This is a genomic window from Klebsiella terrigena, assembly GCF_012029655.1.
Taxonomy (GTDB): Bacteria; Pseudomonadota; Gammaproteobacteria; order Enterobacterales; family Enterobacteriaceae; genus Klebsiella; species Klebsiella terrigena.
On the sequence record NZ_CP050508.1, the window covers coordinates 433,226 to 452,397 of the forward strand.

20 protein-coding genes, 1 tRNA gene and 4 rRNA genes are annotated in these 19,172 nt (G+C 52.4%); 19 read left to right on the forward strand and 6 right to left on the reverse strand.

Annotated elements, in window-relative coordinates; genetic code table 11:
- Nucleotides 1-45: 45 nt before the first annotated feature.
- The 8 genes from rpsM to HCK03_RS02075 all read left to right on the forward strand — a co-directional run bounded on the left by rpsM (nucleotide 46) and on the right by HCK03_RS02075 (nucleotide 4,081).
- Nucleotides 46-402, forward strand: a complete 357-nt coding sequence (gene rpsM, locus HCK03_RS02040) for a 30S ribosomal protein S13 (RefSeq protein ID WP_041142962.1) — start codon at nucleotides 46-48, stop codon at nucleotides 400-402.
- 16 nt (nucleotides 403-418) lie between these two features.
- The gene (gene rpsK, locus HCK03_RS02045; protein WP_004138423.1) at nucleotides 419-808 is read left to right on the forward strand and encodes a 30S ribosomal protein S11; all 390 of its coding nucleotides are present in this window, start codon (nucleotides 419-421) and stop codon (nucleotides 806-808) included.
- A 33-nt stretch (nucleotides 809-841) separates the two neighbouring features.
- Nucleotides 842-1,462: a 30S ribosomal protein S4 gene (rpsD, locus tag HCK03_RS02050; RefSeq protein ID WP_004868345.1), complete on the forward strand. Its 621-nt coding sequence runs from the start codon at nucleotides 842-844 to the stop codon at nucleotides 1,460-1,462.
- Between the two features lie 25 nt (nucleotides 1,463-1,487).
- Entirely contained in the window at nucleotides 1,488-2,477 is a 990-nt protein-coding gene (locus HCK03_RS02055) for a DNA-directed RNA polymerase subunit alpha (protein ID WP_002919219.1), read from the forward strand.
- 40 nt (nucleotides 2,478-2,517) lie between these two features.
- Entirely contained in the window at nucleotides 2,518-2,904 is a 387-nt protein-coding gene (gene rplQ, locus HCK03_RS02060; RefSeq protein WP_002919206.1) for a 50S ribosomal protein L17, read from the forward strand.
- A gap of 107 nt (nucleotides 2,905-3,011) precedes the next feature.
- Complete coding sequence (locus tag HCK03_RS02065) at nucleotides 3,012-3,380, forward strand: DnaJ family domain-containing protein (protein ID WP_134528661.1); 369 nt, start codon at nucleotides 3,012-3,014, stop codon at nucleotides 3,378-3,380.
- Between the two features lie 2 nt (nucleotides 3,381-3,382).
- A complete protein-coding gene (zntR, locus tag HCK03_RS02070; RefSeq protein ID WP_041142960.1) occupies nucleotides 3,383-3,808 on the forward strand; it encodes a Zn(2+)-responsive transcriptional regulator in 426 nt (141 codons plus the stop codon).
- Between the two features lie 57 nt (nucleotides 3,809-3,865).
- Nucleotides 3,866-4,081 (forward strand): alternative ribosome-rescue factor A, encoded by a 216-nt coding sequence (locus HCK03_RS02075; RefSeq protein ID WP_041142959.1) that lies wholly within the window; start codon nucleotides 3,866-3,868, stop codon nucleotides 4,079-4,081.
- Here HCK03_RS02075 and mscL read toward each other — a convergent pair whose 3' ends face one another.
- The 5 genes from mscL to def form a co-directional block, all read right to left on the reverse strand.
- Entirely contained in the window at nucleotides 4,082-4,495 is a 414-nt protein-coding gene (gene mscL, locus HCK03_RS02080) for a large-conductance mechanosensitive channel protein MscL (RefSeq protein ID WP_041142958.1), read from the reverse strand.
- Between the two features lie 144 nt (nucleotides 4,496-4,639).
- Nucleotides 4,640-6,016 carry a Trk system potassium transporter TrkA gene (gene trkA / locus HCK03_RS02085; RefSeq protein ID WP_041142957.1) on the reverse strand — a complete coding sequence of 459 codons (1,377 nt, stop codon included), beginning with the start codon at nucleotides 6,014-6,016 and terminating at the stop codon, nucleotides 4,640-4,642.
- Between the two features lie 13 nt (nucleotides 6,017-6,029).
- Complete coding sequence (gene rsmB / locus HCK03_RS02090; RefSeq protein ID WP_167691075.1) at nucleotides 6,030-7,325, reverse strand: 16S rRNA (cytosine(967)-C(5))-methyltransferase RsmB; 1,296 nt, start codon at nucleotides 7,323-7,325, stop codon at nucleotides 6,030-6,032.
- 52 nt (nucleotides 7,326-7,377) lie between these two features.
- The gene (gene fmt, locus HCK03_RS02095; RefSeq protein ID WP_041142955.1) at nucleotides 7,378-8,325 is read right to left on the reverse strand and encodes a methionyl-tRNA formyltransferase; all 948 of its coding nucleotides are present in this window, start codon (nucleotides 8,323-8,325) and stop codon (nucleotides 7,378-7,380) included.
- A gap of 14 nt (nucleotides 8,326-8,339) precedes the next feature.
- Nucleotides 8,340-8,849, reverse strand: a complete 510-nt coding sequence (gene def / locus HCK03_RS02100; protein ID WP_041142954.1) for a peptide deformylase — start codon at nucleotides 8,847-8,849, stop codon at nucleotides 8,340-8,342.
- A 129-nt stretch (nucleotides 8,850-8,978) separates the two neighbouring features.
- Here def and dprA point away from each other — a divergent pair, with 129 nt between their 5' ends.
- The 6 genes from dprA to HCK03_RS02130 are packed head-to-tail and all read left to right on the forward strand — an operon-like array spanning nucleotide 8,979 to nucleotide 12,770.
- On the forward strand, nucleotides 8,979-10,103 hold the full coding sequence (dprA, locus tag HCK03_RS02105) for a DNA-protecting protein DprA (protein ID WP_167691076.1): 1,125 nt from the start codon (nucleotides 8,979-8,981) through the stop codon (nucleotides 10,101-10,103).
- Nucleotides 10,075-10,548 (forward strand): DUF494 family protein Smg, encoded by a 474-nt coding sequence (gene smg, locus HCK03_RS02110; RefSeq protein WP_041142952.1) that lies wholly within the window; start codon nucleotides 10,075-10,077, stop codon nucleotides 10,546-10,548. The genes dprA and smg overlap by 29 nt, the downstream gene beginning before the upstream one ends.
- Nucleotides 10,549-10,574: 26 nt before the next feature.
- On the forward strand, nucleotides 10,575-11,129 hold the full coding sequence (locus HCK03_RS02115; RefSeq protein ID WP_071844854.1) for a DNA topoisomerase family protein: 555 nt from the start codon (nucleotides 10,575-10,577) through the stop codon (nucleotides 11,127-11,129).
- Entirely contained in the window at nucleotides 11,122-11,694 is a 573-nt protein-coding gene (gene tsaC, locus HCK03_RS02120) for an L-threonylcarbamoyladenylate synthase type 1 TsaC (protein ID WP_041142951.1), read from the forward strand. Before HCK03_RS02115 ends, tsaC begins: the two co-directional genes overlap by 8 nt.
- Nucleotides 11,695-11,697: 3 nt before the next feature.
- Nucleotides 11,698-12,516: a shikimate dehydrogenase gene (gene aroE / locus HCK03_RS02125; protein WP_123552439.1), complete on the forward strand. Its 819-nt coding sequence runs from the start codon at nucleotides 11,698-11,700 to the stop codon at nucleotides 12,514-12,516.
- The gene (locus tag HCK03_RS02130) at nucleotides 12,513-12,770 is read left to right on the forward strand and encodes a DUF1488 family protein (RefSeq protein WP_148251455.1); all 258 of its coding nucleotides are present in this window, start codon (nucleotides 12,513-12,515) and stop codon (nucleotides 12,768-12,770) included. The genes aroE and HCK03_RS02130 overlap by 4 nt, the downstream gene beginning before the upstream one ends.
- Here HCK03_RS02130 and HCK03_RS02135 read toward each other — a convergent pair.
- Nucleotides 12,746-13,300, reverse strand: a complete 555-nt coding sequence (locus tag HCK03_RS02135) for a gamma carbonic anhydrase family protein (RefSeq protein ID WP_045854074.1) — start codon at nucleotides 13,298-13,300, stop codon at nucleotides 12,746-12,748. The genes HCK03_RS02130 and HCK03_RS02135 overlap by 25 nt on opposite strands.
- A gap of 473 nt (nucleotides 13,301-13,773) precedes the next feature.
- Between HCK03_RS02135 and HCK03_RS02140 the strand changes: the two genes are divergently transcribed.
- The 5 genes from HCK03_RS02140 (at nucleotide 13,774) to rrf (HCK03_RS02160) (ending at nucleotide 19,024) form a co-directional block, all read left to right on the forward strand.
- Nucleotides 13,774-15,315, forward strand: a 16S ribosomal RNA gene (locus HCK03_RS02140).
- Nucleotides 15,316-15,547: 232 nt separating this feature from the next.
- A 23S ribosomal RNA gene (locus HCK03_RS02145) occupies nucleotides 15,548-18,456 on the forward strand.
- Nucleotides 18,457-18,551: 95 nt separating this feature from the next.
- A 5S ribosomal RNA gene (gene rrf / locus HCK03_RS02150) occupies nucleotides 18,552-18,667 on the forward strand.
- A gap of 129 nt (nucleotides 18,668-18,796) precedes the next feature.
- Nucleotides 18,797-18,872 (forward strand) — tRNA-Thr (locus tag HCK03_RS02155).
- Between the two features lie 36 nt (nucleotides 18,873-18,908).
- A 5S ribosomal RNA gene (gene rrf, locus HCK03_RS02160) occupies nucleotides 18,909-19,024 on the forward strand.
- The 16S, 23S and 5S rRNA genes sit together here with 1 tRNA gene alongside, the layout of an rRNA operon.
- Nucleotides 19,025-19,172 lie beyond the last annotated feature (148 nt).

The window sequence follows — 19,172 nt, forward strand, 5'->3', positions numbered from 1 at the left end:
GGCTTTTCAGCATGGTGCGTACATATTAAATAGTAGGAGTGCATAGTGGCCCGTATAGCAGGCATTAACATTCCTGATCACAAACATACCGTAATCGCATTAACTGCTATTTTCGGTATCGGCAAGACCCGCTCTAAAGCCATCTGTGCTGACACGGGTATCGCTGAAAATGTTAAGATCAGTGAGCTGTCTGAAGAACAAATTGAAGTTCTGCGTGAAGCAGTAGGTAAATTTGTCGTTGAAGGTGATCTGCGCCGTGAAATCACCCTGAGCATCAAGCGTCTGATGGACCTTGGTTGCTATCGTGGTTTACGCCATCGTCGTGGTCTTCCGGTTCGCGGTCAGCGTACTAAGACCAACGCACGTACCCGTAAGGGTCCGCGTAAACCGATCAAGAAATAATCGGGGTGATTGAATAATGGCAAAGGCACCAGTTCGTGCACGTAAGCGTGTAAGAAAACAAGTCTCTGATGGCGTGGCTCATGTCCATGCGTCTTTTAACAACACCATCGTTACCATCACTGATCGTCAGGGTAACGCACTGGGTTGGGCAACAGCCGGTGGTTCCGGTTTCCGTGGTTCGCGTAAATCAACTCCGTTTGCAGCTCAGGTTGCAGCAGAGCGTTGCGCTGAAGCCGTAAAAGAATACGGCATCAAGAATCTGGAAGTTATGGTCAAAGGTCCGGGTCCGGGTCGCGAATCTACTATTCGTGCTCTGAACGCCGCTGGTTTCCGCATCACTAATATTACTGATGTGACTCCGATCCCTCATAACGGTTGTCGTCCGCCGAAAAAACGTCGCGTATAACGCGCTCGTTTCTAGGATTGTTGGAGAAAGAAAATGGCAAGATATTTGGGTCCTAAGCTCAAGCTGAGCCGTCGTGAGGGCACAGACCTGTTCCTTAAGTCTGGCGTTCGCGCGATCGATACCAAGTGTAAAATTGAACAAGCTCCTGGCCAGCACGGTGCGCGTAAACCGCGTCTGTCTGACTATGGTGTGCAGTTGCGTGAAAAGCAAAAAGTTCGCCGTATGTACGGTGTGCTGGAGCGTCAGTTCCGTAACTATTATAAAGAAGCAGCACGTCTGAAAGGCAACACCGGTGAAAACCTGTTGGCTCTGCTGGAAGGTCGTCTGGACAACGTTGTATACCGTATGGGCTTCGGCGCAACTCGTGCTGAATCACGTCAGCTGGTTAGCCATAAAGCTATCATGGTAAACGGTCGTGTTGTTAACATCGCTTCTTATCAGGTTAAAGCGAACGACGTCGTCAGCATTCGTGAGAAAGCGAAAAAGCAATCTCGCGTGAAAGCCGCTCTGGAGCTGGCTGAGCAGCGTGAAAAGCCAACCTGGCTGGAAGTTGATGCTGGCAAGATGGAAGGTACGTTCAAGCGTCAGCCGGAACGTTCTGATCTGTCTGCGGACATTAACGAACACCTGATCGTCGAGCTTTACTCCAAGTAAAGCTTAGTACCAAAGAGAGGACACAATGCAGGGTTCTGTGACAGAGTTTCTAAAACCGCGCCTGGTCGATATCGAGCAAGTGAGTTCGACGCACGCCAAGGTGACCCTTGAGCCTTTAGAGCGTGGCTTTGGCCATACTCTGGGTAACGCACTGCGCCGTATTCTGCTCTCATCGATGCCGGGTTGCGCGGTGACCGAGGTTGAGATTGATGGTGTACTTCATGAGTACAGCACCAAAGAAGGCGTTCAGGAAGATATCCTTGAAATCCTGCTCAACCTGAAAGGGCTGGCGGTGAGAGTTCAGGGTAAAGATGAAGTTATCCTTACTTTGAATAAATCTGGCATTGGCCCTGTGACCGCAGCCGACATCACCCATGATGGTGATGTCGAAATCGTCAAGCCGCAACATGTGATCTGCCACCTGACCGATGAGAACGCTGCTATTAGCATGCGTATCAAAGTTCAGCGCGGTCGTGGTTATGTGCCGGCTTCTGCCCGAATTCATTCGGAAGAAGATGAGCGCCCAATCGGCCGTCTGCTGGTCGACGCATGCTACAGCCCCGTAGAGCGTATTGCCTACAATGTTGAAGCAGCGCGTGTAGAACAGCGTACCGACCTGGACAAGCTGGTCATCGAAATGGAAACCAACGGCACAATCGATCCTGAAGAGGCGATTCGTCGTGCGGCAACCATCCTGGCAGAACAACTTGAAGCTTTCGTTGACTTACGTGATGTACGTCAGCCGGAAGTGAAAGAAGAGAAACCAGAATTCGATCCGATCCTGCTGCGCCCTGTTGACGATCTCGAATTGACTGTCCGCTCTGCTAACTGCCTGAAGGCAGAAGCTATCCACTATATCGGTGATCTGGTACAGCGTACCGAGGTTGAGTTGCTGAAAACGCCGAACCTGGGTAAAAAATCTCTTACTGAGATTAAAGACGTGCTGGCTTCACGTGGTCTGTCTCTGGGCATGCGCCTGGAAAACTGGCCACCGGCAAGCATTGCTGACGAGTAACCGGATCACAGGTTAAGGTTTTACTGAGAAGGATAAGGTCATGCGCCATCGTAAGAGTGGTCGTCAACTGAACCGCAACAGCAGCCATCGCCAGGCTATGTTCCGTAACATGGCTGGTTCGCTGGTTCGTCATGAAATCATCAAGACGACCCTGCCGAAAGCGAAAGAACTGCGTCGCGTAGTTGAGCCGCTGATTACTCTTGCCAAGACTGATAGCGTAGCTAATCGTCGTCTGGCATTCGCCCGTACTCGTGATAACGAGATCGTGGCAAAACTGTTTAACGAGCTGGGCCCGCGTTTCGCGAGCCGCGCCGGTGGTTACACTCGCATTCTGAAGTGTGGCTTCCGTGCAGGCGACAACGCGCCGATGGCATACATCGAGCTGGTTGATCGTGCTGAGCCGAAAGCAGAAGCTGCTGCAGAGTAATCTGTAGTAACGTAAAAAAACCCGCCTCGGCGGGTTTTTTTATATCCTCCACATCTCTGCTTCATTACACTATCTGTATTCTTTTTGTTCATCCCCGGAGCCGTATGATGTGGTTGCTGGATCAGTGGGCAGAACGCCATATCCTTGACGCACAAAATAAAGGTGATTTCGATAATCTTCCCGGCCGCGGTGAACCGCTGATCCTGGATGACGATCTGCATGTACCACCTGAGCTACGCGTCAGCTACCGTTTACTCAAGAACGCCGGCTGTTTACCTCCTGAACTGGAACATCGTAGAGAAGCCGTTGAGCTGGTTGATTTGCTTAACGTCGTTCGTCAGGATGACCCGCAGCATGCCGAACTGAGCCGCAGGCTTGCTTTGCTCGAGCTAAAGCTACGCCAGGCCGGGCTGAATACAGATTTTCTGCGCGGTGAGTATTCTGCCAGGCTGCAAAACAAAATGAGTGAGGAGTAAGTATGTATCGTATCGGTGAGCTCGCGAAGCTGGCGGATGTTACACCCGACACCATTCGCTACTACGAAAAGCAGCAGATGATGGCCCACGATGTTCGTACTGAGGGAGGATTTCGCCTTTATACCGACAATGACCTTCAGCGGCTACGTTTTATCCGCTACGCGCGGCAGCTGGGCTTCACGCTCGAATCGATCCGCGAGCTGCTGTCGATCCGCATCGATCCTGAACACCATACCTGCCAGGAATCAAAAGGGATCGTACAGGCACGCCTGAGCGAAGTTGAATCGCGTATTAAGGAATTACAGACGATGCGCCGATCCTTACAGCGGCTTAACGATGCATGCTGCGGTAGCGCCCACAGCAGCGTCTACTGCTCCATTCTTGAAGCGCTTGAGCAGGGGGCCAGCAGCGGTAATGCAGGGCGTTGATTTTTTGCGCGCGGAGATCTACACTCGCGTCGATCTCATTCACTATCAGGAGTTACTATGAGTCGCTATCAGCACACCAAAGGGCAAATAAAAGATAATGCCATCGAGGCACTGCTTCATGACCCGCTATTCAGGCAACGCGTTGAGAAAAACAAGAAAGGGAAAGGAAGCTATCAGCGAAAAGAAAAATATGCAGTACGGGGTGACCGGGAGGCCAGTGGCAAGAAAGTGAATCACTTTTTTACCACTGGCTTTCTGCTTTCTGTAGCCTGATTACGAGCGGTTGTTCTGCTCTTTTAACAGGTCACGAATTTCACTCAGCAGCACTTCTTCTTTAGTCGGTGCCGGCGGAGCTGCAGGGGCCTCTTCTTTTTTACGGTTCAGGTTATTCATCAGTTTAATTGCCATAAAGATGGCAAACGCAACGATAACGAAGTCAAAAACGTTCTGAATAAACACGCCATAATGCATTACAACGGCCGGGATATCTCCCTGAGCATCGCGCAGCGTGACGGCAAAAGATTTAAAATCGATCCCACCAATAAGTAAGCCAAGCGGCGGCATAATAATATCGGCAACCAGCGACGATACAATTTTACCGAACGCTGCACCAATGATGACACCCACTGCCAGATCGACCACATTCCCGCGCATCGCGAAGTCGCGAAACTCTTTTAAAATACTCATTTCATTCTCCTTGAACCAGCTGACAGAGATAAGTTTAACAAATGTATTTCCATTTTCCATTATTGTTGAATAATTGCATAAAAATATTATCCATTGATAAATAAAGGTTAATGGATATGGGCGCGATACCGGCGCCCAAATAAATTACAGGAAGAAAGGGCTTGGCTGGAACAGCCGTTCGACATCGGAGATAAATTTTTTGTCGGTCAGAAACATAATTACGTGATCGCCCTGCTCAATACGTAAATTATTATTGGCAATCATCACGTCATTTCCGCGAACCACGGCGCCAATGATCGTCCCCGGCGGAAGCTTGATCTCATCGATCGAACGGCCCACGACGCGTGAGGTGCTTTCATCTCCGTGGGCGACGGCTTCGATCGCTTCAGCTACGCCGCGGCGCAGGGAAGAGACGCCCACAATATCGGCTTTACGGACATGGCTGAGCAGCGCTGAAATGGTCGCCTGCTGCGGGGAGATAGCAATATCGATAACGCTGCCCTGAACCAGATCGACATAGGCTTTTCGCTGAATAAGCACCATGACCTTTTTGGCGCCCATCCGCTTGGCCAGCATTGCAGACATGATGTTGGCTTCGTCATCATTGGTAACGGCAATGAAGAGGTCGACTTGATCAATATGCTCTTCCGCGAGGAGCTCCTGATCCGAGGCGTCACCATAAAAGACGATGGTGTTTTGGAGCTTTTCCGCCAGCTCGGCGGCGCGCTGCTGATCGCGTTCAATTAGCTTGACGCTATAGTCTTTTTCCAGCCGATGGGCCAGACCCGCACCGATATTTCCGCCGCCAACTAGCATGATGCGCTTGTAGGGTTTCTCCAGGCGCTGCAGCTCGCTCATCACGGCACGAATATGCTGGGATGCGGCAATAAAGAATACTTCATCGCCGGCTTCAACAATGGTAGAACCCTGGGGGCGAATAGGGCGATCGTGGCGGAAAATAGCCGCCACACGGGTGTCGATATGCGGCATGTGTTCACGCATTGTCGAGAGCGCGTTGCCTACCAACGGACCACCGTAGTAGGCTTTAACAACCGCCAGACTTACTTTCCCTTCGGCAAAGTTTACGACCTGCAGCGCGCCTGGATACTCAATCAGGCGGTAAATATTGTCGATAACAAGCTGTTCCGGCGCGATCAAATGGTCAATCGGCACGGCTTCAGAGTGGAAAAGCTTATCGGCGTCACGCACGTAGTCCGGAGAACGAATGCGGGCAATACGATTAGGCGTATTAAACAGGGAATAGGCGACCTGGCAGGCCACCATATTGGTTTCATCAGAACTGGTGACGGCAACCAGCATGTCGGCATCATCCGCTCCGGCTTCGCGCAGTACGCGCGGATGAGAGCCATGCCCCTGAACAACACGCAGGTCAAACTTATCCTGCAGACTGCGCAGGCGGTCACCGTTGGTATCAACCAGGGTAATATCGTTGTTCTCTCCGACGAGGTTTTCCGCGAGAGTTCCGCCAACCTGTCCGGCGCCCAGAATAATAATCTTCATCAGCAGTGATCCGTTATTTCCGATGTTTGATCAGCTTAGCGTAAAAGAACCCGTCACCCTCTTCCGCACCGGGCAGATTTTGCTGTCCTGGCTGCTCAGGTGTTCCGGTGATGCTAAGTTCTGCATCAGGCGTGCGTGCCAGGAATGCCGCAATTTGCTGGCTATTTTCTTCCGGCAGAATTGAGCAGGTCGCATAGACCATGGTGCCGCCGGGTTTTAAATGCCCCCAGATGGCGTCAAGAATCTCAGCCTGAAGCTGTGCCAGCTCCGCGATATCGCGGTCACGACGCAGCCATTTAATATCCGGATGGCGGCGAATGACGCCAGTTGCCGAGCAGGGCGCATCGAGCAGAATACGATCGAATTTTTCATCATCGCACCACTGCGCTGGATATCTACCATCACCCTGTTTTACCTGGGCTTTCATTCCCAGACGCTTCAGATTGTCATAGACACGGGACAGCCGCTGCTCATCGATGTCGACAGCCATTACGCTGGCCTGCGGGGCGACTTCCAGGATATGGGTTGTTTTACCGCCAGGCGCGGCGCAAAGGTCGAGGATCCTTTCGCCATTTTCCGGGGTCAGGTAACGCATACAGCCCTGGGCGGATGCATCCTGAACGGTGACCCAGCCTTGCTCAAAGCCGGGCAAGGCCTGTACAGGCGCCGGCGTCGCCAGACGAACGGCGTCCGGATAGTCGGGGTGAACAAACCCCTGCATGCCCGCCTCTTCAAGGAGCGCCAGCCATTCATCGCGTGAGTGGTGATTGCGATTAACGCGTAGCCACATCGGCGGACGCTGGTTATTGGCATCCGCAATGGCCTGCCACTGCTGTGGCCAGGCCTTTTGAATACGTTTGATTAACCATGCGGGATGCAGGAAGCGGCTCTCGCTTTCGGCGAATTCGCCAAGCAATTCTTCCTGCTGACGCTGGAACTGGCGCAGCACGCCGTTGATCAGTCCTTTGAGCTGCGGGCGTTTAATGGCTACCGCGCCCTCAACCGTTTCTGCCAGCGCTGCATGGGCGGGGATACGGGTGTGCAGCAGTTGATAAAAGCCGACCATAATTAAATAGTGAACGGTGCGCTGTTTTCCCGTCATCGGGCGAGCCATCAGCTTATTGATCAGCCATTCCATCTGACTGAGGGTGCGCAGAACGCCAAAGCACAGCTCTTGCAGCAGCGCTTTATCTTTTTCACCGACTTTCTGCTGCAAAGGCGGCAGCACGTTGCTTAACGACTGGCCCTTCTCGACAACCTGTTCAACGGCTTGAGCCGCCAGACTACGTAAATTAAGATTTTTTTTCATAACCGTAAAAATAAAAAGGCCCGGTAGATCCGGGCTTTAGAAGTGACTACCGTCAGGAAAGACGGTTACCTGGGATAAACCACTCCCGGCGAGAATTTAGCAAATCCTGGGCGCTCATCGCTTTTTTACCTGCCGGCTGCAGGGATTCCAGATTCAGAATGCCATTGCCGGTTGCCACCTGAATACCCTGCTTGCTGGCAGCCACAATGGTGCCAGGCTCAGCGGTACTGGCTTCGGCAATAGCCGACGCCTGCCAAACCTTCACCGGCTGTGCGTCAATTTCCAGCCAGCTCATCGGCCACGGATTAAAAGCGCGGATGCAACGTTCGAGCTGTTCGGCTGAAAGCGACCAGTCAATACGGGCTTCTTCTTTGCTGAGCTTTTCAGCGTAGGTGGCTAAGGCTTCATCCTGGACTTCAGGTTGAGTGGCTGCGTTAGCTACCTGGGTCAGCGTATTCAGCAGCCCCTGTGGGCCGAGGTTTGCAAGCTTGTCATACAGGCTGGCACTGGTATCTTCTGCGGTTATCGGACAGGATAGCTTATACAGCATATCGCCGGTATCGAGACCGACGTCCATCTGCATAATCGTTACGCCTGTTTCCGTATCGCCGGCCCATAATGAGCGCTGAATAGGTGCAGCACCGCGCCAGCGAGGCAGCAGAGAACCGTGGACGTTAATACAGCCAAGACGCGGCATATCCAGAACCGCTTTGGGCAGAATCAGTCCGTAGGCGACAACCACCATAACATCGGCATTAAGCGAGGAAACCAGCTCCTGGTTTTCCTGTGGACGCAGGGATGCGGGCTGGAATACCGGCAAATTGTTGGCTTCAGCCAGAACTTTTACCGGGCTCGGCATAAGCTTTTTACCGCGGCCAGCGGGGCGATCGGGCTGCGTAAAGACGCCGACGATCTGGTGCTCAGACGACAACAGCGCGTCAAGATGACGCGCTGCAAAATCGGGTGTACCCGCAAAAATAATACGTAGTGATTGTGACACGTTAATCCTTGTCCTCAGGCACGCGTACGCAAACGATCCAGTTTTTCAACTTTCTGACGAATGCGCTGTTGTTTGAGCGGCGACAGATAATCGATGAACAGTTTGCCTACCAGATGATCCATTTCATGCTGAATACAGATAGCCAGCAGGCCGTCAGCATCCAGTTCGAACGGCTTGCCTTCACGATCCAGGGCACGGATTTTCACGGTTTCGGCACGTGGTACCAGCGCACGCTGTTCCGGAATGGACAGGCAGCCTTCTTCAATACCGGTTTCACCGTCTTTTTCCAGCAGCTCAGGGTTAATTAACACCAGCTGACCTTCACGGTTCTCCGACACATCAATAACAATAATGCGCTGATGGATATCAACCTGCGTTGCCGCCAGGCCAATACCCTCTTCCGCGTACATCGTCTCGAACATATCATCGACGATACGCTGAATTTCTGCATTGACTTCTTTTACCGGCTCGGCGACTTTGCGAAGGCGCTCGTCCGGAATATGTAACACTTGCAAAACTGCCATAAAGATCCAGAGTCGTATTCAGGAGTTGATAAGATTATTACCTCTATTCTAGACAAAACCCCCTCTAATTGACAGTCTCACTGTCCAATCGCAAAGATTGTTAAAGCCGCTTATGGCAGGGGAGTATGGATGGCGCCCGCAGAGATTTGGCTACGCCTGATGAGGGTAAACGGCCTGTATGGTGAGGCGATGGCGACCGTCGCTCACCGGATAGGCACCGCTGTCGGGCTTAATAATGAAGCTTTACGTCTCTGCGGCCTGAGCGCGGCGCAGGCGAGGCAATTTTTGACCTTTGGCCAGCGGGATATCGACGCCGCTCTGGAATGGCTGGAACAGCCAGAGCACCATCTGCTCTCGACCGACAGTCCTCTCTATCCACCGCAGCTGCGCGCAACCGCTGATTATCCCGGCGCGCTTCTGGTTAAAGGTGACCTCGCTATTTTGCAGAGCCGGCAGCTAGCGGTTGTCGGGAGCCGCGCGCACTCCTGGTACGGCGAACGCTGGGGGAGAGTGTTCTGCGAAGCCCTGGCACGCTATGGCATCACGATTACCAGCGGCCTGGCGATTGGTATTGACGGCGTTGCCCATCGCGGCGCGCTTGCCGCGAATGGAAAAAGCATTGCGGTGCTCGGGAATGGGTTAGGGGATATTTACCCGCGTCGGCACGCCGCTTTAGCAAGGCAGATTGTCGATAGCGGAGGAGCGCTGCTTTCTGAGTTTCCTCTCGCCACACCGCCATTACCTGGAAATTTCCCTCGCCGTAACCGGATTATCAGCGGCTTAAGTATTGGGGTATTGGTGGTGGAGGCGGCATTGAGAAGCGGCTCGTTGGTTACCGTCCGCTGTGCACTTGAACAGGGAAGGGAGGTTTTTGCGCTGCCCGGGCCGATAGGCAGCCCAGGCTCAGAGGGCCCGCATTGGCTTATCAAGCAGGGCGCTGTCCTCGTTACTGCGCCCGAGGATATCGTCGAATACTGGCAGCATGAGCTGCTATGGCTGCGCGAGACGCCGTACGATATAAATAATTGCACGGATCGGCCACCCGTAGCATTGCCATTTCCTGAGCTCCTGGCTAACGTAGGAGATGAGGTAACACCTGTTGACGTTGTCGCTGAACGTGCCGGCCAATCTGTACCAGTGACCGTAGCTCAGCTACTTGAACTGGAGTTAGCAGGCTGGATCGCAGCTGTACCCGGCGGCTATGTCCGATTAAGGAGGGCAAGCCATGTTCGACGTACTCATGTATTTGTTTGAGACTTACATCCATAACGAAGCAGAAATGCGCGTAGACCAGGATAAGCTGACCCGGGATCTCACCGACGCCGGTTTTGAACGGGAAGATATTTATAACGCGTTGATGTGGCTCGAGAAACTGGCTGACTATCAGGAAGGCCTTGTCGCGCCCATGCAGCTGGCTTCTGACCCACTCTCTTTACGGATTTACACCGAAGAAGAGTGTCAGCGTCTGGATGCTAGTTGCCGAGGATTCTTATTATTCCTCGAGCAAATTCAGGTGTTGAACCTCGAAACGCGAGAAATGGTAATTGAACGCGTTCTGGCGCTGGATACGGCAGAGTTCGAACTGGAAGACCTTAAATGGGTGATCCTGATGGTGCTGTTTAATATTCCGGGCTGTGAAAACGCCTACCAGCAGATGGAAGAATTACTCTTCGAAGTAAATGAAGGTATGCTGCATTAATCTTTTTGCAGCAACGTCGAGTATTTATGACCAAATCAGCACTGTTTCAGGTGCGTAAAAATGAGCCCTGTCCACAGTGCGGGGCTGAACTGGTAATCCGCTCCGGGAAGCATGGACCGTTTCTTGGCTGTTCGCACTATCCGGACTGTAACTACGTCCGTCCCCTGAAAAGTCAGGCGGACGGACATATCGTTAAAGTGCTGGAGGGGCAGGAGTGTCCATCCTGCGGTGCCGTGATGGTGCTGCGTCAGGGACGCTTCGGTATGTTTATTGGTTGCAGCAGCTATCCGCAATGCCAGCATACTGAACTTATTGATAAGCCTGATGAGACGGCTATCGCGTGCCCGCAGTGTGGTCAGGGGCATTTGGTTCAGCGCCGCTCTCGTTTTGGCAAAACTTTTCACTCCTGCGATCGTTACCCCGATTGCCAGTTCGTCATTAACTTCAAACCGATAGCGGGCGAGTGTCCTGAATGCCACTATCCGCTATTAATCGAAAAGAAAACGGCGCAGGGCGTTAAATGCTTTTGTGCCAGTAAACAATGTGGAAAGCCGATATCGGCGGAACAAATCAGTGAATAATAACCTGCACTCAGAAACCGTCGCCCATGCAGTGGCGGTTCTGAATAACGAACACGTCATCGCCTATCCCACAGAAGCTGTTTTTGGCGTTGGCTGCGATCCCGACAGCGAAACGGCCGTCATGCGTCTGCTGGACCTCAAGCAGCGGCCGGTCGAGAAAGGCCTGATTCTTATCGCCGCCCGCTTTGAACAGCTACTTCCTTATATAGATGACTCTCAGCTTAGCGAGGCGCAGCTGGCGACAATTTTTAGCTGCTGGCCAGGACCGGTGACGTTCGTCTTCCCGGCGCGTAAAACAACTCCGCGCTGGTTGACCGGGCGTTTTGACTCTCTGGCGGTACGCGTTACCGATCACCCGCTTGTGGTTGAGCTATGCGAGGCCTATGGAAAACCGCTGGTTTCGACCAGTGCGAATTTATCCGGCCAGCCTCCCTGTCGCACCACGGCTGAAGTTCACGCCCAGTTTGGCGCCGATTTTCCGGTGGTTAATGGGTTAACCGGCGGTCGTCAGAATCCGTCTGAAATTCGCGACGCCCTGACGGGCGAACTCTTCCGCCAGGGGTAAGTGATGGAAAGCTACGCAGTCTTTGGAAATCCTATTGCCCACAGCAAATCACCCGCTATCCATCAGCTTTTTGCGCAGCAGCTGCAGATTGCACATCCGTACGGACGTATTCTGGCGCCACGAGATGAATTTATCAGTACCCTGAATGCTTTCTTTAATGAAGGGGGGCGAGGCGCCAACGTTACCGTTCCGTTTAAAGAGGAAGCGTTCGCCCGCGCCGATGAGCTCACCGAACGAGCCGCGCTCGCCGGGGCCGTGAATACCCTGAAACGTCTGGACGATGGCCGTTTGCTGGGGGATAACACCGATGGCATTGGGCTATTGAGCGATCTGGAGCGGCTCGGTTTTATTAAACCTGGCTTTCGTGTCCTGCTTATCGGGGCAGGAGGCGCATCGCGCGGCGTGCTGTTACCGCTTCTGTCCCTCGATTGCGCCGTGACGATTGTCAACCGCACCAGCTCCCGCGCGCATGAACTGGCGGCGCTCTTTTCTCATACCGGCAGTATTCGTGCGCTGGAAATGGATACGCTGGCTGAACATGAGTTTGATCTCATCATTAATGCGACCTCCAGCGGTATTGGCGGTGAGGTCCCGGCGATACCCGCTGCGTTAATTAATACGCACGTCCACTGCTACGACATGTTTTATCAGCAGGGCAATACGCCGTTTCTGACCTGGTGCCAGCAGCATGGTGCAAAAAAGTGTGCTGACGGTTTAGGTATGCTGGTAGCTCAGGCCGCCCATGCCGTATTACTCTGGCATGGCGTACTGCCAGACATTACTCCGGTGATTCAAACCTTGCATAAGGAATTGAATCCGTGAATCAGGCGATTCAGTTTCCTGATAGGGAGGAGTGGGATCCTGAAAAACAGTGCATTACATTCCCCGCGTTGGTTCATGGTATGCAGCTGACCTGCGCAATCGGAAGCGTAACGCTAGAAAAACGCTTTGGTGGAAAAGAGCCAGCTCAGTGGCTGGCTGCATTTCGCGAACATCGCTGGGATCTGGAAGAAGAAGCGGATGAGATGATCCGTAACCAGCAGGAAGACGATCAGGGCTGGGTTTGGTTTTCCTGATCCAGGTAATCGTTCTTCCATTTCACGTAGTTGTTTGCTGAATAGATCAGCCCCGCTATTTCCGCCTCTGTCAGGGGGCGGATTTGTTTCACCGGGTTGCCAAAGTAAAGATAGCCGCCTGCCAGCCGCTTATTCTGCGGTACCAGACTACCGGCACCAATCATGACGTCATCCTCTATTACTACACCATCCAGCAGAATTGAACCCATCCCCACCAGTACCCGATTACCGATAGTGCAGCCGTGCAGCATGACTTTATGGCCGATGGTGACATCTTCCCCAACGATCAGGGGATTACCCTGCGGGTTATAGGATGATTTATGGGTGACATGCAGCACGCTACCGTCCTGGATATTGGTGCGAGGGCCGATTTGCACATAGTTAACGTCTCCGCGAATGGCAACCAGTGGCCAGATGCTGACATCATCAGCCATCCTGACATCGCCGATCGCTACGCTGGTGGCATCGATCATCACGCGCAGGCCTGTTTGTGGGAATAAATCTTTATAGGGACGTAAATTTGCGGACATGCTTACCTCGATAATTCAGGGTTGTGCGAAGACTTTGGTGGCTTTCCCCGCCGCCTGCAACCCTTTATTGTGGTAAAAACTGAGCAGATCGAACAATAACGCTGCGAAAAGGGCGAAAAAGCATCATCCGGAAAAAAAGATCGATAAAAGACTTGTGCAATAAAATGGGATCCCTATAATGCGCTCCCACTGACACGGCGGATGTGAATCACTTCACACCAACTAGCCGGTTCGGTTGAAGAGAAAAATCCTGAATTAAAGGGTTGACTCTGAAAGAGGAAAGCGTAATATACGCCACCTCGCAACGGTGAGCGAAAGCCGCGTTGCACTGCTCTTTAACAATTTATCAGACAATCTGTGTGGGCACTCAAAGTGACATGGATTCTTAACGTCCTCGGACGAAAAATGAATACCAAGTCTCTGAGTGAACATACGTAATTCATTACGAAGTTTAATTCACGAGCATCAAACTTAAATTGAAGAGTTTGATCATGGCTCAGATTGAACGCTGGCGGCAGGCCTAACACATGCAAGTCGAGCGGTAGCACAGAAGAGCTTGCTCTTTGGGTGACGAGCGGCGGACGGGTGAGTAATGTCTGGGAAACTGCCTGATGGAGGGGGATAACTACTGGAAACGGTAGCTAATACCGCATAACGTCGCAAGACCAAAGTGGGGGACCTTCGGGCCTCATGCCATCAGATGTGCCCAGATGGGATTAGCTAGTAGGTGAGGTAATGGCTCACCTAGGCGACGATCCCTAGCTGGTCTGAGAGGATGACCAGCCACACTGGAACTGAGACACGGTCCAGACTCCTACGGGAGGCAGCAGTGGGGAATATTGCACAATGGGCGCAAGCCTGATGCAGCCATGCCGCGTGTATGAAGAAGGCCTTCGGGTTGTAAAGTACTTTCAGCGAGGAGGAAGGCATTAAGGTTAATAACCTTAGTGATTGACGTTACTCGCAGAAGAAGCACCGGCTAACTCCGTGCCAGCAGCCGCGGTAATACGGAGGGTGCAAGCGTTAATCGGAATTACTGGGCGTAAAGCGCACGCAGGCGGTCTGTCAAGTCGGATGTGAAATCCCCGGGCTCAACCTGGGAACTGCATCCGAAACTGGCAGGCTAGAGTCTTGTAGAGGGGGGTAGAATTCCAGGTGTAGCGGTGAAATGCGTAGAGATCTGGAGGAATACCGGTGGCGAAGGCGGCCCCCTGGACAAAGACTGACGCTCAGGTGCGAAAGCGTGGGGAGCAAACAGGATTAGATACCCTGGTAGTCCACGCTGTAAACGATGTCGACTTGGAGGTTGTTCCCTTGAGGAGTGGCTTCCGGAGCTAACGCGTTAAGTCGACCGCCTGGGGAGTACGGCCGCAAGGTTAAAACTCAAATGAATTGACGGGGGCCCGCACAAGCGGTGGAGCATGTGGTTTAATTCGATGCAACGCGAAGAACCTTACCTACTCTTGACATCCAGAGAACTTAGCAGAGATGCTTTGGTGCCTTCGGGAACTCTGAGACAGGTGCTGCATGGCTGTCGTCAGCTCGTGTTGTGAAATGTTGGGTTAAGTCCCGCAACGAGCGCAACCCTTATCCTTTGTTGCCAGCGGTTCGGCCGGGAACTCAAAGGAGACTGCCAGTGATAAACTGGAGGAAGGTGGGGATGACGTCAAGTCATCATGGCCCTTACGAGTAGGGCTACACACGTGCTACAATGGCATATACAAAGAGAAGCGACCTCGCGAGAGCAAGCGGACCTCATAAAGTATGTCGTAGTCCGGATCGGAGTCTGCAACTCGACTCCGTGAAGTCGGAATCGCTAGTAATCGTGGATCAGAATGCCACGGTGAATACGTTCCCGGGCCTTGTACACACCGCCCGTCACACCATGGGAGTGGGTTGCAAAAGAAGTAGGTAGCTTAACCTTCGGGAGGGCGCTTACCACTTTGTGATTCATGACTGGGGTGAAGTCGTAACAAGGTAACCGTAGGGGAACCTGCGGTTGGATCACCTCCTTACCTAAAAGAACCTGCCTTTGTAGTGCTCACACAGATTGTCTGATGAATGATAAATTTCAAAATGTACTGTTAAGTGCATTGTGAAATTTTGCTCTTTAAAAATCTGGATCAAGCTGAAAATTGAAACGACGCACTGTTTCCTTTCTCCGTAATAAGAAAGGAAAGATGGTGTGTTCGAGTCTCTCAAATTTTCACAACACGACCTGTTTTACGAAACAGCTTCGGGTTGTGAGGTTAAGCGACTAAGCGTACACGGTGGATGCCCTGGCAGTCAGAGGCGATGAAGGACGTGCTAATCTGCGATAAGCGTCGGTAAGGTGATATGAACCGTTATAACCGGCGATTTCCGAATGGGGAAACCCAGTGTGTTTCGACACACTATCGTTAAGTGAATACATAGCTTAACGAAGCGAACCGGGGGAACTGAAACATCTAAGTACCCCGAGGAAAAGAAATCAACCGAGATTCCCCCAGTAGCGGCGAGCGAACGGGGAACAGCCCAGAACCTGAATCAGTTTGTGTGTTAGTGGAAGCGTCTGGAAAGTCGCAGGGTACAGGGTGATACTCCCGTACACTAAAATGCACATTCTGTGAGTTCGAAGAGTAGGGCGGGACACGTGGTATCCTGTCTGAATATGGGGGGACCATCCTCCAAGGCTAAATACTCCTGACTGACCGATAGTGAACCAGTACCGTGAGGGAAAGGCGAAAAGAACCCCGGCGAGGGGAGTGAAACAGAACCTGAAACCGTGTACGTACAAGCAGTGGGAGCCTCTTTTATGGGGTGACTGCGTACCTTTTGTATAATGGGTCAGCGACTTATATTCTGTAGCAAGGTTAACCGTATAGGGGAGCCGCAGGGAAACCGAGTCTTAACTGGGCGTTAAGTTGCAGGGTATAGACCCGAAACCCGGTGATCTAGCCATGGGCAGGTTGAAGGTTGGGTAACACTAACTGGAGGACCGAACCGACTAATGTTGAAAAATTAGCGGATGACTTGTGGCTGGGGGTGAAAGGCCAATCAAACCGGGAGATAGCTGGTTCTCCCCGAAAGCTATTTAGGTAGCGCCTCGTGAACTCATCTTCGGGGGTAGAGCACTGTTTCGGCTAGGGGGTCATCCCGACTTACCAACCCGATGCAAACTACGAATACCGAAGAATGTTATCACGGGAGACACACGGCGGGTGCTAACGTCCGTCGTGAAGAGGGAAACAACCCAGACCGCCAGCTAAGGTCCCAAAGTCATGGTTAAGTGGGAAACGATGTGGGAAGGCACAGACAGCCAGGATGTTGGCTTAGAAGCAGCCATCATTTAAAGAAAGCGTAATAGCTCACTGGTCGAGTCGGCCTGCGCGGAAGATGTAACGGGGCTAAACCATGCACCGAAGCTGCGGCAGCGACACTCAGGTGTTGTTGGGTAGGGGAGCGTTCTGTAAGCCGTTGAAGGTGGCCTGTGAGGGTTGCTGGAGGTATCAGAAGTGCGAATGCTGACATAAGTAACGATAAAGCGGGTGAAAAGCCCGCTCGCCGGAAGACCAAGGGTTCCTGTCCAACGTTAATCGGGGCAGGGTGAGTCGACCCCTAAGGCGAGGCCGAAAGGCGTAGTCGATGGGAAACAGGTTAATATTCCTGTACTCGGTGTTACTGCGAAGGGGGGACGGAGAAGGCTATGTTGGCCGGGCGACGGTTGTCCCGGTTTAAGCATGTAGGCGGAGAGTTTAGGTAAATCCGGACTCTTATTCAACGCTGAGGTGTGATGACGAGGCACTACGGTGCTGAAGTAACAAATGCCCTGCTTCCAGGAAAAGCCTCTAAGCATCAGGTAACATCAAATCGTACCCCAAACCGACACAGGTGGTCAGGTAGAGAATACCAAGGCGCTTGAGAGAACTCGGGTGAAGGAACTAGGCAAAATGGTGCCGTAACTTCGGGAGAAGGCACGCTGATGGTAAGTGAAGTGACTTGCTCACGGAGCTGAAATCAGTCGAAGATACCAGCTGGCTGCAACTGTTTATTAAAAACACAGCACTGTGCAAACACGAAAGTGGACGTATACGGTGTGACGCCTGCCCGGTGCCGGAAGGTTAATTGATGGGGTTATCCGTAAGGAGAAGCTCTTGATCGAAGCCCCGGTAAACGGCGGCCGTAACTATAACGGTCCTAAGGTAGCGAAATTCCTTGTCGGGTAAGTTCCGACCTGCACGAATGGCGTAATGATGGCCAGGCTGTCTCCACCCGAGACTCAGTGAAATTGAACTCGCTGTGAAGATGCAGTGTACCCGCGGCAAGACGGAAAGACCCCGTGAACCTTTACTATAGCTTGACACTGAACATTGAGCCTTGATGTGTAGGATAGGTGGGAGGCTTTGAAGCGTGGACGCCAGTCTGCGTGGAGCCAACCTTGAAATACCACCCTTTAATGTTTGATGTTCTAACGTAGACCCGTGATCCGGGTTGCGGACAGTGTCTGGTGGGTAGTTTGACTGGGGCGGTCTCCTCCCAAAGAGTAACGGAGGAGCACGAAGGTTAGCTAATCCTGGTCGGACATCAGGAGGTTAGTGCAATGGCATAAGCTAGCTTGACTGCGAGCGTGACGGCGCGAGCAGGTGCGAAAGCAGGTCATAGTGATCCGGTGGTTCTGAATGGAAGGGCCATCGCTCAACGGATAAAAGGTACTCCGGGGATAACAGGCTGATACCGCCCAAGAGTTCATATCGACGGCGGTGTTTGGCACCTCGATGTCGGCTCATCACATCCTGGGGCTGAAGTAGGTCCCAAGGGTACGGCTGTTCGCCGTTTAAAGTGGTACGCGAGCTGGGTTTAGAACGTCGTGAGACAGTTCGGTCCCTATCTGCCGTGGGCGCTGGAGAATTGAGGGGGGCTGCTCCTAGTACGAGAGGACCGGAGTGGACGCATCACTGGTGTTCGGGTTGTCATGCCAATGGCATTGCCCGGTAGCTAAATGCGGAAAAGATAAGTGCTGAAAGCATCTAAGCACGAAACTTGCCCCGAGATGAGTTCTCCCTGACTCCTTGAGAGTCCTGAAGGAACGTTGAAGACTACGACGTTGATAGGTCGGGTGTGTAAGCGTAGCGATACGTTGAGCTAACCGATACTAATGAACCGTGAGGCTTAACCTTACAACGCCAAAGCTGTTTGGTGTGATGAATTTGAGAGATTTTCAGCTGATACAGATTAACTGACAGGCCTGATGGCGTGTTGGTAACAGAATTTGCCTGGCGGCAATAGCGCGGTGGTCCCACCTGACCCCATGCCGAACTCAGAAGTGAAACGCCGTAGCGCCGATGGTAGTGTGGGGTCTCCCCATGTGAGAGTAGGGAACTGCCAGGCATCAAATTAGTAGTATGGCACTGACTTTCGAGGCAGTTCACTACTCGACAGAGAGTAGGACAAAAGCGAACGCTTTTGAACGTTGCACAGCAACGGCCCGAAAATTATGCCCGGTACCAAATTAAGCGTGCTGATATGGCTCAGTTGGTAGAGCGCACCCTTGGTAAGGGTGAGGTCCCCAGTTCGACTCTGGGTATCAGCACCAGTTTTTAAGTTAGAAAACAGTATTTTAAAGAATTTGCCTGGCGACAAGAGCGCGGTGGTCCCACCTGACCCCATGCCGAACTCAGAAGTGAAACGCCGTAGCGCCGATGGTAGTGTGGGGTCTCCCCATGTGAGAGTAGGGAATTGCCAGGCATCAAATAAAGCAGAAGGCCCAGTCGAAAGACTGGGCCTTTTTGCTTGTCTGCTATTTAATGACGCAGCTTACCGATAAACGGCGGCCTAAGCTGCTGTAGAACGGCCTGGAATACCGGCGAGCGGCGTATTTCTGCGCTCATAGCGC

Coding starts and splice junctions, on each gene's coding strand:
- rpsK (WP_004138423.1), top strand. CDS start 419: ATGGCAAAGGCACCAGTTCGTGCACGTAAGCGTGTAAGAAAACAAGTC.
- rpsD (WP_004868345.1), top strand. CDS start 842: ATGGCAAGATATTTGGGTCCTAAGCTCAAGCTGAGCCGTCGTGAGGGC.
- HCK03_RS02055 (WP_002919219.1), top strand. CDS start 1,488: ATGCAGGGTTCTGTGACAGAGTTTCTAAAACCGCGCCTGGTCGATATC.
- rplQ (WP_002919206.1), top strand. CDS start 2,518: ATGCGCCATCGTAAGAGTGGTCGTCAACTGAACCGCAACAGCAGCCAT.
- HCK03_RS02065 (WP_134528661.1), top strand. CDS start 3,012: ATGTGGTTGCTGGATCAGTGGGCAGAACGCCATATCCTTGACGCACAA.
- zntR (WP_041142960.1), top strand. CDS start 3,383: ATGTATCGTATCGGTGAGCTCGCGAAGCTGGCGGATGTTACACCCGAC.
- HCK03_RS02075 (WP_041142959.1), top strand. CDS start 3,866: ATGAGTCGCTATCAGCACACCAAAGGGCAAATAAAAGATAATGCCATC.
- mscL (WP_041142958.1), bottom strand. CDS start 4,495: ATGAGTATTTTAAAAGAGTTTCGCGACTTCGCGATGCGCGGGAATGTG.
- trkA (WP_041142957.1), bottom strand. CDS start 6,016: ATGAAGATTATTATTCTGGGCGCCGGACAGGTTGGCGGAACTCTCGCG.
- rsmB (WP_167691075.1), bottom strand. CDS start 7,325: ATGAAAAAAAATCTTAATTTACGTAGTCTGGCGGCTCAAGCCGTTGAA.
- def (WP_041142954.1), bottom strand. CDS start 8,849: ATGGCAGTTTTGCAAGTGTTACATATTCCGGACGAGCGCCTTCGCAAA.
- dprA (WP_167691076.1), top strand. CDS start 8,979: ATGGCGCCCGCAGAGATTTGGCTACGCCTGATGAGGGTAAACGGCCTG.
- smg (WP_041142952.1), top strand. CDS start 10,075: ATGTTCGACGTACTCATGTATTTGTTTGAGACTTACATCCATAACGAA.
- HCK03_RS02115 (WP_071844854.1), top strand. CDS start 10,575: ATGACCAAATCAGCACTGTTTCAGGTGCGTAAAAATGAGCCCTGTCCA.
- aroE (WP_123552439.1), top strand. CDS start 11,698: ATGGAAAGCTACGCAGTCTTTGGAAATCCTATTGCCCACAGCAAATCA.
- HCK03_RS02135 (WP_045854074.1), bottom strand. CDS start 13,300: ATGTCCGCAAATTTACGTCCCTATAAAGATTTATTCCCACAAACAGGC.